The organism is Streptomyces sp. NPDC051320 (assembly GCF_040682175.1).
GTDB lineage: Bacteria > Actinomycetota > Actinomycetes > Streptomycetales > Streptomycetaceae > Streptomyces.
On record NZ_JBFBAL010000005.1, the window covers coordinates 1 to 14,211 of the forward strand.

Genomic DNA, 14,211 nt, shown 5'->3' on the forward strand with positions numbered 1-14,211 from the left:
CCCTTTTTTTTATTCACCCCCCCACCCCCTTTAAAAAAACCTAACATTAAAACCTCTCCCCCACCCCCCCCCTCTCCCGTTCCCCATCAACCTCCCCCCCCCCCGGGGCCCCGCCCCCCACGGGCGGGCCGGACACCGGTGCCGGTGCATGCCGGTGCCAGGGCATACCGGTACGCCGCCGCTCAGGCCGGGAGCTGCGCCTCGATGACCGCGACGACCTCCGGCGCGTCCGGCTCGGTACGCGGGCGAATGCGCGAGACGACCTCGCCCTGCGGGGAGATCACGAACTTCTCGAAATTCCACTGGACGTCCCCGGCCTCGCCCCCGGCGTCGGCCACCCGGGTCAGCTCCGCGTACAGCGGATGCCGCCGCTCGCCGTTGACCTCGGTCTTCTCCAGCATCGGGAAGGTCACCCCATAGGTGGCCGAGCAGAAGGTCTGGATGTCCTCCGCGCTGCCCGGCTCCTGGCCGGCGAACTGGTTGCAGGGCACGCCGAGGACGGTGAAGCCGCGGTCGCCGTACGTCTTCTGCAGTCGCTCGAGCCCTGCGTACTGCGGCGTGAGGCCGCACTTGGACGCGACGTTCACCAGCAGCACCGCCCGCCCCCGATAGTCGGCCAGCGAAGTCGGCTCACCGGTCAGGGTCCTCAGCGGGATGTCGTACAGGCTCATCGATGGCTCCTGTCATGGGTCACTGTTGCTCAGCAGTGTTCCAGGACGTGCCGGGCCGGTCGTCACCGGCCGGGCAGCTCGTCCGGCCAGCGACCGAGCGATTTCAGTATCCCGACGAAGGCCCGCTCGGCGGGAGACGGCAGCCGGTCCCGGCGGCGCACCAGATTGACCGGCCGGGACCGCGGCTCGGGTCCCACCGGCACGAGGACCAGCGTCCCGGCACGTACGTGGTCGGCCGCTGCGTGCTCGGAGATCAGCGAGACCCCGAGGCCGGCCGCCACGCACTGCTTGACGGCCTCGGGGCCCCACACATCACTGCGTGAGTAGTCCGTCAACTCCGAGTCCTGCAGCACCTGTTCCTGAAGTTCGCGGGTCTGCGAGCCCGGCTCGCGCAGCAGGAACCGCGAGCCGCGCAAGGCCGCCGGCTCCACCTGCTGCCCACCGGCCAGCGGATGGCCGGGGGCGGCGATCAGCACGAGCCGTTCGGAGAGGACCGTCTCCGAGACGAGCTGCTCGGCGCTGGGCGCGCCCGCGACGACGGCGATGCCGATGCCGCCGGCCAGCAGCCGTTCCAGTACGGCCTCGTTGTTGCCCACGTAGACGTCGCACTCGATTCCCGGATGGTGCTCCTGATAGCGGGCGAGCAACTGCGGCAACAGGTAGGTGCCGACCGTCGTCGTGCCGCCCACCAGCAGCCGTCCCGAGGTGAGTCCGCTGACTTGCTGCACGGCGGCGACCGCCTCGTCGGCGAGGAGGAACACCCGCTTGCCGTACTCGGCCAGGACCTCGCCCTCCGCCGTCGGCCGGATCCGGGCGCCGGAACGGTCGATCAGTGTGACGCGCAGTGACTGCTCGAGCCTGCGTACCTGATTGGAGACGGACGGCTGGCTCATGTAGAGCTTGTGCGCGGCTGCCGAGAACCCCTGGTGCTGGACGACCTGCATAAAGATCCACAAGCGGTGAAGGTTGAGTTCCACACTCCTCCTCCCAGGACCCGTCATGATCGGTTGTCGGGCGATCCTATCCGCGATCAGCCCTGGTGGGGAGGGGCGCGCGGCAGCGTGCATGCGGCTATGACCGCTATAGCAATCCAAGAGGTTCTGCGCCGGCGGCGCCGGGTGTTACCCCTTTGGTACGGGACGGAAGTGGCCGTCCTCGTCTTCAACCTCAAGGGGTGGATCCGTACATGAAGGACTCTCTTACCGGGCGAGCCGAGTACCTCTCCGTGAACGGGCGCGACTACGCATGGCCCCAGCGGCCCGTCGTCGTGGTCTGCATCGACGGCAGTGAGGACGCCTACCACGAACGGGCGGTGGCGGACGGCCGGATGCCTTTCCGGGAGCGGATGCTGGAGCGGGGCAGCGATCTGCGGGGCCACTGCACGATGCCGTCCTTCACCAACCCCAACAACATGTCCATCGCGACGGGTGTGCCGCCGGCCGTGCACGGCATCTGCGGCAACTACTTCTACGACACGGCGACCGGCACCGAGGTCATGATGAACGACCCGGAGCTGCTCCGCGCCCCGACCATCTTCTCGGTGTTCTCCCGGGCCGGCGCCAAGGTCGCGGTCATCACCGCCAAGGACAAACTGCGCCGGCTGCTGGGCAGCGGGCTGAAGGACGGCATGTGCTTCTCCGCGGAGAAGGCCGATCAGCTGATCGAGGAGAACAACGGCATCACCAAGGTGCTGGAGCGGGTCGGCATGGAGCTGCCGTCCGTCTACAGCGCAGAACTCAGTGAGCTGGTGATGGCGGCCGGCGTCGATGTGCTGGAGCAGGAACGGCCGGAGCTGATGTATCTGTCGCTGACCGACTACATCCAGCACAAGCACGCCCCCGGCTCGCCGGCCGCCAACGACTTCTACGCCATGCTCGACATGTACTTCGAGAAGATCGACGCTCTGGGAGCCGTCCTCGTCATCACCGCCGACCACGGCATGAACGCCAAGAGCGACGGCGGGGGCACGGCGCAGGTCGTGTTCCTGCAGGATCTGCTCGACGAGAGGCTCGGTGAGGGCGCGTCGAGGGTGGTCCTGCCGATCACCGATCCGTACACCGTGCACCATGGGGCGCTCGGGTCGTACGCCACCGTGCATCTGCCCGACAGCGCCGACGTACCCGCCGTCGTGGCCGGACTCGCCGCGGAGGACGGCGTGCAGACGGTCCTGACCCGCGCGGAGGCGTGCGAGCGCTTCGAGCTTCCCGGCGACCGGATCGGCGAGATCGTCGTCATCTCCGAGCGCAATGCGGTCCTCGGGACCACCCCGGCGCGCCATGACATCTCCGGCTTCAAGGAGCCCCTGCGCTCGCACGGCGGGTTGACGGAGCAGAAGGTGCCTTTCCTGGTGAACGCGGAGACCGGGGCGCTGCCCCCGGGGCACCGACTGCGGAACTTCGACGCTTTTTGGGTGGGCACTTCGCTCGCCGCGGGACGGTCGCTCACCGACTGACCTCTCGCATCCTGCCGCCGCCGAAGCGTGTACGGGGCCGGGCAGCGCCCGAAAGCCGAAAGGAAGACCGAACCCTGTGCCCGCACCACCCGAACTCTCCCTGTATGCCGAGGACAGGACACCACCATGGCCGACCTCGTACCACAGCAAGAACCGGACAGCCGGACCAGCGCCGCCGTCACCAGCCGCGAAGCGCTCAGTCAGGTTTCGCCCGTACCGCTCTCCGCCCGGGCCACGCACTGGCGTCGGCAGATTTTCGTCATCACCTGGCTCGCCTACGCGGGCTTCTACTCCGCACGCCAGACGTTCTCCGTCGCGAAGCTCGGGATTCTCGACGATCCCACGGTGAACACCATGCTCACCGAGCATGCGCTCGGGGCCATCGATGCCGTCTATCTCGCGGCATACGCGGCCGGCCAGTTCATGTGGGGCATGTGGGCCGACCGGTTCGGCCCCCGCGTCGTGGTGATCGGCGGCATGATCGGCGCCATCACCGCCGCCTGCCTGATGGGGCTGAGCAGCGCCCACCCGTCGTCGCGCGACGGACGGACGGAACTGACGCTCAGCCCCGAGGACGGCGTCACGATCGTCAACGGACTCGGCGGGGCCGGCATGACACTGTCCTTCGGTCTCGCACAGGAGGTCGTCGGCTCCTGACACGCACAGCGGCAGGGCCCGGCGGGAAATCCCGCCGGGCCCTGCCGCTGTTTCGCTGACGAGGGCCGTCAGTAACTGATGCAAGCCGAATGCCACTCGGTGTAGAAGTCCCACACCTCCGGGGAGCACTCCGGCGGCCCGTACTGTGATGCCTTGGAACCGACATGCGGCAGATGCGCGTACGCCCCGACACCCGGCCGGTTGACGTGCAGCATCCCTGCCTCGAAGCGGTCGATGGCCTCGAAGGCCCGCGACTGCGAAACGGTGAAGACGGTGCCCGACATCCCGTACTTCACCGAGTTCGCGATCGTCATCGCCTGGTCGAAACCATCCGCATCGACGACGGCGAGAACAGGACCGAAGACTTCCTCCTGGGCCAGTTCGCTGTCCCATGGGACGTCCCGGATCACCGTCGGCTGGACGTAGCAGCCCTCCGGCAGACCCTCCCGGGTTTCCCGCTCGCCACCGCACAGCACTTTCCCGCCGTCCCGCTGCGCCCTCGTGATCGCGGTCAGCGCCGCTTCCAGCCGGGCGGTGTTGACGACGGGACAGATCTCAGACGCCGGATCGTTGCCCGGACCGACCCGCAGATCCGACACCCGCGCCACGAGCCGGTCCAGGAACTCGTCCCGCACCCTGATGTCGACGACGGCCCGGCTGGTCGCGCTGCACCGCTGCCCGGCCTGCCCGAAGGCACCGAGCAGCACGGCTCCACGGCCCTGCCGATGTCGGCGTCGTCACAGACGATCAGCGCGTTCTTGCCGCCCAGTTCGAGTTGGGTACGCAGCAGCCGCCGCGCGCCGCCCACATGGATGGCGGTGCCCACCGGCAGCGATCCGGTGAAGCTGATCCCGGCGACCGCGGGATTGGCTACCAGCGCCTCGCCCGCCGCGACGTCGCCCTGCACGAGATTCAGCACGCCGTCCGGGACACCCGCCTGCTGCAACACCTCGACCAGCAGCGCCGACGTGAGAGGCGTCAGGGGCGACGGCTTGAGCACGGCCGTACAGCCGGACAGCAGCGCCGGAGCCACCTTCCACATCGGAATGGCCAGCGGGAAGTTCCACGGAGAGACCAGACCGACGACCCCGATCGGCTTACGGAAGGTATAGGCGAAGGTACGTTCCTCCTCGGCCGGCGCCGTCACTCCGCCGAGCAGCCGAGCCTGTCCTGCGGTGAAGTCGAGAATGGCGCGCGCCCGCGACACCTCGCCGCGGGCCTCCGACAGCAGCTTGCCCTGCTCGCGGGTGATGGCCGCGGCGACCTCCTCGGCGCGCTCACCGAGGATGCGGCTCGCCTCCGTCAGATGAGCTCCGCGCCTGATGGGGCCGAGCTGCCGCCAGGCGGGCAGCGCGACGGCTGCCGCGTCGACCGCGTGGTCGATGTCGACCCCACCGGACTCGGCGAACTCGCCGATCACGTCCGAGAAGTCGGCGGGGTTGACGTTCTCGCGGGTCTGTCCGGACTCGGCCGGTACCCACTTCCCGTCGATGAAGTTGAGCCGAAGGTGTGGTGCCATTTACTCCCCCTCGCTGGACTCGCCGGCCCGGTGCCGACTCTGTGGCCAGGCTCGCTCAGCAGGGGGGCCGTCACAATGCGCGATTCACGAATGCGACCGATAGCCGAACCTTATGCGGGAGGCCCGGCGGCCATCAGCCGCCCAGCTTGCGGAACAGCCCCTCCTGGACGACGGAGACCAGCAGCTGTCCCGCCCGGTCGAAGATCCGGCCGCGGGCCAGGCCCCGGCCGCCGGTGGCGATGGGGGACTCCTGGTCGTAGAGGAACCACTCGTCCGCACGGAAAGGCCGGTGGAACCACATGGCGTGGTCCAGCGACGCCATGTCGAAGCCGCGCGGCCCCCACAGCGGTTCGACGGGGATACGGACGGCGTCGAGCAGCGTCATGTCACTGGCGTAGGTGAGCGCACAGGTATGGACGAGCGGGTCGTCGCCGAGCGGCCCGACCGCGCGCATCCACACGGCGCTGCGTGGGTCGGCGCCCGCGATCTCGACCGGGGTCCAGCGCAGCCGGTCCACATAGCGGATGTCGAAGGGTTGCCGACGCGCCATACGCTGCAGCGTCTCCGGCATGGCCCCCAGATGTCCGCGGATCTCCTCGGCCACCGTCGGCAGCGTCTCCGGGTCCGGCGCAGGGTGTGACGGCGGCAACTGGTGCTCGAAGCTGCCCTCCTCGGGCCGGTGGAAGGAGGCCGTCAGATTGAAGATGGTGCGGCCCTGCTGCACGGCGGTGACCCGGCGGGTGGTGAAGGAGCGTCCGTCCCTGACCCGCTCGATCTGGTAGACGATCGGCACACCGGGAGTGCCGGGACGCAGGAAATACGCGTGCAGTGAGTGGACCGGCCGCTGTCCGTCCGTCGTACGGCCGGCGGCGACCAGGGCCTGACCGGCGACCTGCCCGCCGAAGACCCGCTGCAGAGACTCGTCCGGGCTGCGGCCGCGGAAGATGTCGACCTCGATCTGCTCCAGATCGAGCAGATCGATGAGCCGCTCGGCGGGGTTCGTCATGCGTTGTTCTCCTGGTTCACCTCGGCCACCTTCACCACGTGGCCACGTTCACAGCTTCGTCCCCCACGGCGGGGCCGCGTGCACGGATCGGCCCGCTCACAGCTGGCCGACAGCCGTCGTGCGGATCACCGCGCGGCCTTCTTCGTCGGAGGCAGCGAGGTCCACCTCCGCGCTGATGCCCCAGTCGTGATCGCCGTTCGGATCCGCGAAGATCTGCCGGACGCGCCACAGCCCGTGTTCCGCGTCCTCCTCGATGATCAGCAACTTCGGACCGCGGGCGTCCGGGCCCGTACCCAGCGTGTCGTACTCGTCCCAGTAGGCGTCCATGGCGTCGCCCCAGGCGTCCTCGTCCCAGCCGGCGTCAGCGTCGAGTTCGCCGAGCGCGGCCACCTGGTCGAGCGCCGCCAGCTCGACCCGGCGGAACATCGCATTGCGGACCAGCACCCGGAAGGCGCGCGCGTTGGCCGTGATCGGCTTCACCTGGTCGGCGCGCTCGGCGGCCTCCTCGGCGGTCTCCACCTCGGGGTTGGCGAGCTGCTCCCACTCGTCGAGCAGGCTGGAGTCGACCTGGCGGACCAGCTCGCCCAGCCAGGCGATGAGGTCCTGGAGGTCCTCGGACTTCAGATCGTCCGGAATGGTGTGGTCCAGCGCCTTGTAGGCCCCGGCGAGATACCGCAGCACGATGCCCTCGGTGCGCGCGAGCTCGTAGTGCGAGGTGAACTCGGTGAAGGTCATGGCGCGTTCGTACATGTCACGGATGACGGACTTCGGCGAGACCGGGTGGTCGCCGACCCACGGATGACTGGTGCGGTACACGTTGTACGCGTGCACCAGCAGCTCCTCGAGCGGCTTGGGGTACGTCACCTCCTGCAGCCGCTCCATGCGCTCCTCGTACTCCAGCCCGTCGGCCTTCATCTGGCCGATCGCCTCACCGCGCGCCTTGTTCTGCTGGGCGGCCAGGATCTGCCGGGGGTCGTCCAGCGTCGACTCGACGACGGAGACCATGTCCAGAGCGTAGGAAGGCGATTCGGCATCCAGCAGATCGAACGAGGCGAGCGCGAACGTCGACAGCGGCTGGTTGAGCGCGAAGTCCTGCTGCAGGTCCACGGTGAGCCGGATGATGCGGCCCTCCGCGTCCGGGGTGTCCAGCTGCTCCACCACTCCGCCGTCCAGAAGCGAACGGTAGATCGCGATGGCACGGCGGATGTGACGCAGCTGCGCCTTGCGCGGCTCGTGGTTGTCCTCGAGCAGATGGCGCATCGCGTTGAACGCGTTGCCGGGGCGGGCGATCACCGACAGCAGCATGGTGTGGGTGACGCGGAAGCGGGAGGTCAGCGGCTCGGGATCGGAGGCGATCAGCTTCTCGAAGGTGCTGTCGCTCCACGCGATGAAGCCCTCCGGAGCCTTCTTGCGGACCACCTTGCGGCGCTTCTTCGGGTCGTCCCCGGCCTTGGCGAGCGCCTTCTCGTTCTCGACCACGTGCTCGGGCGCCTGCGCGACGACGAAACCCGCGGTGTCGAAACCGGCCCGGCCGGCGCGGCCCGCGATCTGATGGAACTCCCGGGCCCGCAGAGTCCGCACCCGCGTCCCGTCGTACTTCGTCAGAGCCGTGAACAGCACCGTGCGGATGGGGACGTTGACCCCCACGCCGAGCGTGTCCGTACCGCAGATCACCTTCAGCAACCCGGCCTGCGCCAACTTCTCGACCAGGCGTCGGTACTTGGGGAGCATGCCGGCGTGGTGCACACCGATGCCGTGGCGCACATAGCGCGAAAGGTTCTGGCCGAACTTCGTGGTGAAGCGGAAGTTGCCGATCAGGTCGGCGATCCTGTCCTTCTCCTCGCGGGTGCACATGTTGATGCTCATCAGCGACTGCGCACGCTCGACGGCGGCGGCCTGCGTGAAATGCACGATGTAGACGGGTGACTGCTTCGTCTCGAGCAGCTCGGTCAGCGTCTCGGTGATCGGCGTCAGCCGGTACTCGTAGGAGAGGGGCACCGGGCGGCTGGCGGACCGGACGACGGAGGTGGGCAGGCGGGTACGCCGGGTCAGGTCCTCCTCGAAGCGTGAGACGTCGCCGAGGGTCGCTGACATGAGGATGAACTGCGCCTGCGGTAGCTCCAGGATCGGGATCTGCCAGGCCCAGCCGCGATCCGGCTCCGCGTAGAAGTGGAACTCGTCCATCACGACCTGGCCGATGTCCGCGTACTTGCCGTCGCGCAGCGCGATCGAGGCCAGCACCTCTGCCGTGCAGCAGATGACCGGGGCGTCCGCGTTCACCGAGGCGTCGCCGGTGAGCATGCCGACGTTCTCGGTGCCGAAGAGCTTGCACAGGTCGAAGAACTTCTCCGAGACCAGTGCCTTGATCGGAGCGGTGTAGAAGGTGACCTTGTCCTGAGCCAGCGCGGTGAAGTGTGCACCCGCCGCGACCAGGCTCTTCCCCGATCCGGTGGGGGTCGAGAGGATGACGTTCGCACCCGAGACCACCTCGATCAGCGCCTCCTCCTGAGCCGGATAGAGCGTGATGCCCTGATCCTCCGCCCACGACGAGAAAGCCTCGAACAGGGCATCGGGGTCGGCGGTCGGCGGGAGCTGATCGATAAGGGTCACACCCCCATCTTGCCTGCCTTCCGCCTCCAGAGGGGAACCGGCTGCCGCCAGGAAGATCACGGGAGATACGCTGCCCTCTCGACCAGGGCTCAACTGGCCTTCGGCACAAGCAAACGGGGCGGGAACGACCATGATGGGACCGGCACACTCACTGTCAGGGGCAGCAGCCTGGCTGGGGGTGGGTGCGGCGGCCGCGGCATACGGGCATCCCATGCCGTGGCCGGTCCTCGTCGTCGGCGCGCTCATCAGCGCGGGCGCCGCGCTGGCTCCGGACCTGGACCACAAAGCAGCGACCATCTCGACGGCGTTCGGCCCGCTGTCGCACGCGCTCTGCGCGATCGTCGACACGATCGCAGCCGCCGTCTACAAGGCGACCCGCGGCAAGGGGGACCCGCGCAGGTCGGGCGGACACCGCACGCTGACCCACACCTGGCTGTGGGCGGTGCTGCTCGGCGCGGGCGCCGCAGCGGCGGCGGTCTTCGGCGGCCGGTGGGCCGTGCTCGCCATACTCTTCGTCCACATGGTGCTCGCCATCGAGGGGCTGCTGTGGCGGGCGTCCCGCGGCACCAGCAGCGATGTCCTCGTGTGGCTGCTGGGCGCGGCCAGTGCGTGGATCCTGGCCGGCGTGCTGGACCAGCCGGGCAACGGTTCGGACTGGCTCTTCGACGCTCCCGGCCAGGCGTACATGTGGCTGGGACTGCCGATCGTGCTGGGCGCACTGGTCCATGACATCGGGGACGCGCTGACGGTGTCCGGCTGCCCGATACTCTGGCCGATCCCGCTCGGACGCCATCACTGGTATCCGCTGGGTCCGCCGAAGTTCATGCGGTTCCGGGCGGGGAGCTGGGTCGAACTGAAAGTGCTGATGCCGCTGTTCATGGTGGCCGGCGGGGTGGGGGCAGCCGCGGCGATGGGGGTCATCTGAGGTTCGGGTCTGCTGCGTGTCCGTCCCGTTCCCTGCTCGGGCCGGAGGGGCCGGGGGAGCAGGGAACGGAACAGTCCCGCGCCGGGCGCCCTACCCGTGCCATGACCTCCACAGCGCCGCATACGCCCCGTCCGCCGTCACCAGCTCGTCATGGCTGCCCAGCTCGCTGATCCGCCCGTCCTCCACCACCGCGATCACATCCGCATCGTGCGCGGTGTGCAGTCGGTGCGCGATCGCCACCACCGTCCGCCCGTCCAGCACCCGCGCCAGCGACCGCTCGAGATGCCGCGCCGCCCGCGGATCCAGCAGCGAAGTCGCCTCGTCCAGCACCAGCGTGTGCGGATCGGCCAGCACCAGCCGGGCCAGCGCGATCTGCTGGGCCTGCGCGGGCGTCAGGGCAAGGCCGCCCGAGCCGACCTCGGTGTCCAGGGCGTCGTCGAGGGCCCGCGCCCAGCCGTCCGCGTCGACCGCGCCGAGCGCCGCCCACAACTGGGCGTCGTCCGCGTCCGTCCGGGCCAGGAGCAGGTTGTCCCGCAGCGAGCCGACGAAGACGTGGTGTTCCTGATTGACCAGGGCCACGTGCTTGCGGACCTGTTCGGCCGGCATCCTGGCCAGCTCGGCACCGCCGAGCGTGATCTCGCCGGTCCGCGGACCGTAGATCCCCGCGAGCAGCCGGCCCAGTGTCGACTTGCCCGCGCCGGACGGGCCGACCAGTGCCATCCGGGTCCCGGGCGGCACGTCCAGCGTCACCCGATGAAGTACGTCGACGCCTTCGCGGTAGCCGAAGTGCACGTCGTCGGCGCGCACCTCGCGCCCGTCGGGACGCACCTGTTCGTCACCGGCGTCGGGCTCGATCTCCCGGACACCGACGAGCCGGGCCAGCGACACCTGGGCGACCTGCAGCTCGTCGTACCAGCGCAGGATGAGGCCGACGGGGTCGACCATCATCTGGGACAGCAGCGCGCCGGTCGTCAGTTGTCCGACGCTGAGCCAGCCCTGCAGTACGAAGACCCCGCCGAGTATCAGCACGGCGCCCAGGATCGTCACGTAGGTGACATTGATGACCGGGAAGAGCACCGAGCGCAGCCAGAGCGTGTACCGCTCCCAGGCCGTCCATTCCTTCACCCGGCGGTCGGAGAGGGCCACCCGGCGCGCGCCGAGGCGGTGTGCCTCGATGGTCCGCCCGGCGTCGACGGTTTCGGTGAGCATCGCGGCGACAGCCGCGTAGCCGGCGGCCTCCGAACGATACGCGGACGGCGCCCGGCGGAAGTACCAGCGGCAGCCCGTGATCAGCACCGGCAGCGCCACCAGCACGGCCAGCGCCAGGGGCGGCGCGGTGACGGTGAGCGCACCGATCAGCAAACCGGTCCAGACCACCCCGATCGCCAGTTGTGGCACGGCCTCACGCATCGCGTTGGCGAGCCGGTCGATGTCCGTGGTGATACGGGAGAGGAGATCTCCCGTACCGGCCCGCTCCAGGACGCCCGGCGGCAGCGCGACTGATCGTACGAGGAAGTCCTCGCGCAGATCGGCCAGCATCTGCTCGCCGAGCATGGCGCCCCGCAGCCCCATGACGCGGACGAAGACCGTCTGGACGAGCAGGGCCGCCGCGAACACCAGTGCGGTGCGCTCCAGATGGAGATGGTGCGCACCGTCCGAGAGGTCCTCCACCAGCCCGCCGAGCAGGTAGGGGCCGACCAGCGAAGCAATCACGGCGATGGCGTTCGCCCCGATCAGCACGGCGAACGCGCCGCGGTGGCGCTTCAGCAGCCGGCGGACATAGGCCCGTACGGTCGCGGGCGTACCGACGGGCAGGGTGGCCGCCGTCTCCGGTGCCGCCGGGTCGTACGCCGGTGGCGCGACGCCGATCATGCGCTCTCCTCGATGTCTGCGAACGCCTGCGCGTCGTCGGTCAGTTCCACGGTGCTCGACCCTGCTCCGGTCGGCGCTCCTACCGGCCCGGCTCCTACCGGACCGTCACCGGCCGGTTCCTCGTCGGCTTCACGTGTGACGACCGCCCGGTAGTGCGGATCGCTGCGCAGCAGTTCGCGGTGGGTACTGACGGCCGCGACGGCTCCGTCGTGCACGAAGACCACCCGATCGGCATGGTCGAGCAGCAGCGGAGACGAGGTGAAGACCACGGTCGTCCGCTCGGCGCGCAACTCCTTGACGCCCTGCGCGACCCGCGCCTCGGTGTGCGAGTCGACGGCGGATGTCGGCTCGTCGAGTACCAGCGCCTCCGGGTCGGTCACCAGGGAGCGGGCCAGCGCGAGCCGCTGCCGCTGCCCGCCGGACAGCGAACGCCCGCGTTCGGTGATACGGGTCCGCATCGGGTCGCCGTCGGCGTCGACGGACGCCTGGGCGAGCGCCTGCAGGACGTCACCGCACTGCGCGGCGGCCAGCGCGTCCTCGGCCGTCACCTGGCCGGAGGCCGGTACGTCCAGCAGATCGCGCACCGTGCCGGAGAGCAGCACCGGGTCCTTGTCCTGTACCAGGACGGCGGTGCGTGCGGTGTCCAGCGGCAGGTCGTTCAGGGCCACACCGCCGAGCAGTACGGAGGGGGTCTTCTCCTCGGTCGGCGGGTGCCCGCCAAGGCGCTCGGCCAGGGTGCCCGCCGCATCCGGGTCACCGCACACCACCGCGGTGAAGCGGCCGGCGGGTGCGAGCAGCCCGGTGGCCGGATCGTAGAGATCGCCGGCCGGTGTGCCGTCCGCAGTGGTCTCGTAGGAGGTGCGCTCCAGCGCCAGCACCCGGGCCGCCCGCTTCGCGGAGGGCCGGGAGAAGGAGTACGCCATGGCGATCTCCTCGAAGTGCCGCAACGGTGAGAGCAGCAGGGCCACCGCGCTGTAGACGGTGACGAGCTGACCGACCCCGATCCGTCCCTCGCTGGTGAGCTTCGCGCCGTAACAGACCACGCCGATCAGCAGCAGCCCCGGCAGCAGCACCTGGATCCCCGAGATCAGCGACCACATGCGCGCGCTGCGCACCGCCGCCTCGCGGACCTCCTGCGAGGCGCGCCGGTAACGGCCGAGGAAGAGTTCCTCGCCGCCGATACCGCGGAGGACCCGCAAACCGGCGACGGTGTCCGAAGCCAGCTCGGTGGCCCGGCCGGCCTTCTCCCGCTGGATGTCCGCCCGTGCGGTGGCACGGGAGAGCAGCGGCAGGACGGAGAGGGCCAGCACCGGCATGGCGAGCGCCACCACGATGCCGAGCGAGGGGAGATACAGCATCAGGCCGACACAGATGATCACCAGTGCGGCAGCGGCGGCGAGGAAGCGGGAGACCGCCTCCACGAACCAGCCGATCTTCTCCACGTCGCCGGTGGAGACGGCGACGACCTCACCGGCCGCCACCCGGCGGGTCAGCGCCGAACCGAGTTCGGCGGTTCGGCGGGCCAGCAGTTGCTGGACCCGGGCCGCGGCGGTGATCCAGTTGGTGACGGCGGTCCGGTGCAACATGGTGTCCCCGAGCGCGATCACCGCGCCGAGCAGCACCATCAGCCCACCGGACAGGGCCAGGCGACTGCCCGACCGGTCGATGACGGCCTGGACGGCAAAGCCGACAGCCAGCGGAAGACCCGCGATCCCGCACTGGCTCAGCAGCCCCCAGGAGAGCGACTTGAGCTGCCCGGCGAGCTGGTTGCGCCCGAGCCAGTAGAGAAAACGTGGACCTGACCGGACGTCGGGTTCGCCTGGATCTGGATAAGGAAGATCGCGGATCTGCATGGCGTCCCAGGAATCGGAGGTTGGCTCAAACCGTGCAAGGTTCGCGCTTCACCACCGGTCGGGGCAATCGAATTTATTGCTCGGACGTCGGCGGGCAGTCGCCGTTTCGACGGACGGGTGCTCCGTCCATCAGCGTGGACAGCAACTCGCCGAGGGTCTCGCGCTGTTCGGGCGAGAGCGGTGCCAGGATCTCCTCGGCGGCAATCCTGCGCGCGTCGCGCAACGCCCGCAGAGTGGCCCGGCCGTTGTCGGTGAGCTCGATCCGCACCACTCGGCGGTTGGTCGGATCGGGGACGCGGCGGACGCTGCCGCTCTCCTCCAGCGCGTCGACGAGGCTGGTCACGGCGCGTGGCACCACCTCCAGACGATGGGCGAGATCGGCCATCCGCGGCGGTTCGGCGCAGTGCGAGACGGTGCGCAGCAGCCGGGACTGCGCGGGCGTTATCCCGACCGGGGCCAGATGCTGCTTGTGGATACGGAAAAGTCTCCGGGTCACCCGGAAGAGCTGCTCGGCCAGCAGCGCGTCGGCGTCGGGGGGACCGGAAGAGGAGGGCTGCATGCCGGAACAATATCAGGACCCAGTTCATTGTGAGTATAGGTAACAGTGAGCTATGCTCCACGCAGATATGTACCGGACCCCTCCGAA

The 14,211-nt window shown here is 69.4% G+C and carries 10 protein-coding genes and 1 pseudogene; 3 read left to right on the plus strand and 8 right to left on the minus strand.

Annotated elements, in window-relative coordinates; all coding sequences use genetic code 11:
• Positions 1 to 182: 182 nt before the first annotated feature.
• Positions 183 to 671, minus strand: coding sequence for a glutathione peroxidase (locus tag AB0M87_RS12755; protein ID WP_365851972.1), 489 nt, complete (start codon positions 669 to 671; stop codon positions 183 to 185).
• A 62-nt stretch (positions 672 to 733) separates the two neighbouring features.
• On the minus strand, positions 734 to 1,648 hold the full coding sequence (locus AB0M87_RS12760) for a LysR family transcriptional regulator (protein WP_365851973.1): 915 nt from the start codon (positions 1,646 to 1,648) through the stop codon (positions 734 to 736).
• 209 nt (positions 1,649 to 1,857) lie between these two features.
• On the opposite strand from AB0M87_RS12760, the gene phnA reads away from it, so the two are divergent.
• Together phnA and AB0M87_RS12770 are read left to right on the plus strand one after the other, a co-directional pair.
• A complete protein-coding gene (gene phnA / locus AB0M87_RS12765; protein ID WP_365851974.1) occupies positions 1,858 to 3,123 on the plus strand; it encodes a phosphonoacetate hydrolase in 1,266 nt (421 codons plus the stop codon).
• A 126-nt stretch (positions 3,124 to 3,249) separates the two neighbouring features.
• Positions 3,250 to 3,780 (plus strand): MFS transporter, encoded by a 531-nt coding sequence (locus AB0M87_RS12770; RefSeq protein WP_365851975.1) that lies wholly within the window; start codon positions 3,250 to 3,252, stop codon positions 3,778 to 3,780.
• A gap of 68 nt (positions 3,781 to 3,848) precedes the next feature.
• Here the strand turns inward: AB0M87_RS12770 and AB0M87_RS12775 are convergent.
• The 3 genes and pseudogenes from AB0M87_RS12775 to AB0M87_RS12785 all read right to left on the minus strand — a co-directional run bounded on the left by AB0M87_RS12775 (position 3,849) and on the right by AB0M87_RS12785 (position 8,915).
• Positions 3,849 to 5,299 (minus strand): annotated as a pseudogene (locus AB0M87_RS12775) (aldehyde dehydrogenase family protein).
• Between the two features lie 133 nt (positions 5,300 to 5,432).
• Complete coding sequence (locus AB0M87_RS12780; protein WP_365851976.1) at positions 5,433 to 6,305, minus strand: acyl-CoA thioesterase II; 873 nt, start codon at positions 6,303 to 6,305, stop codon at positions 5,433 to 5,435.
• A 96-nt stretch (positions 6,306 to 6,401) separates the two neighbouring features.
• Positions 6,402 to 8,915, minus strand: a complete 2,514-nt coding sequence (locus tag AB0M87_RS12785; protein WP_365851977.1) for a DUF3516 domain-containing protein — start codon at positions 8,913 to 8,915, stop codon at positions 6,402 to 6,404.
• A 130-nt stretch (positions 8,916 to 9,045) separates the two neighbouring features.
• On the opposite strand from AB0M87_RS12785, the gene AB0M87_RS12790 reads away from it, so the two are divergent.
• Positions 9,046 to 9,840 carry a metal-dependent hydrolase gene (locus tag AB0M87_RS12790; protein ID WP_365851978.1) on the plus strand — a complete coding sequence of 265 codons (795 nt, stop codon included), beginning with the start codon at positions 9,046 to 9,048 and terminating at the stop codon, positions 9,838 to 9,840.
• A 90-nt stretch (positions 9,841 to 9,930) separates the two neighbouring features.
• Here AB0M87_RS12790 and AB0M87_RS12795 read toward each other — a convergent pair whose 3' ends face one another.
• The 3 genes from AB0M87_RS12795 to AB0M87_RS12805 form a co-directional block, all read right to left on the minus strand.
• A complete protein-coding gene (locus tag AB0M87_RS12795; protein ID WP_365851979.1) occupies positions 9,931 to 11,712 on the minus strand; it encodes an ABC transporter ATP-binding protein in 1,782 nt (593 codons plus the stop codon).
• Positions 11,709 to 13,565: an ABC transporter ATP-binding protein gene (locus tag AB0M87_RS12800; protein ID WP_365851980.1), complete on the minus strand. Its 1,857-nt coding sequence runs from the start codon at positions 13,563 to 13,565 to the stop codon at positions 11,709 to 11,711. The genes AB0M87_RS12795 and AB0M87_RS12800 overlap by 4 nt, the downstream gene beginning before the upstream one ends.
• Positions 13,566 to 13,638: 73 nt before the next feature.
• Positions 13,639 to 14,124 carry a MarR family transcriptional regulator gene (locus AB0M87_RS12805; RefSeq protein ID WP_365851981.1) on the minus strand — a complete coding sequence of 162 codons (486 nt, stop codon included), beginning with the start codon at positions 14,122 to 14,124 and terminating at the stop codon, positions 13,639 to 13,641.
• Positions 14,125 to 14,211 lie beyond the last annotated feature (87 nt).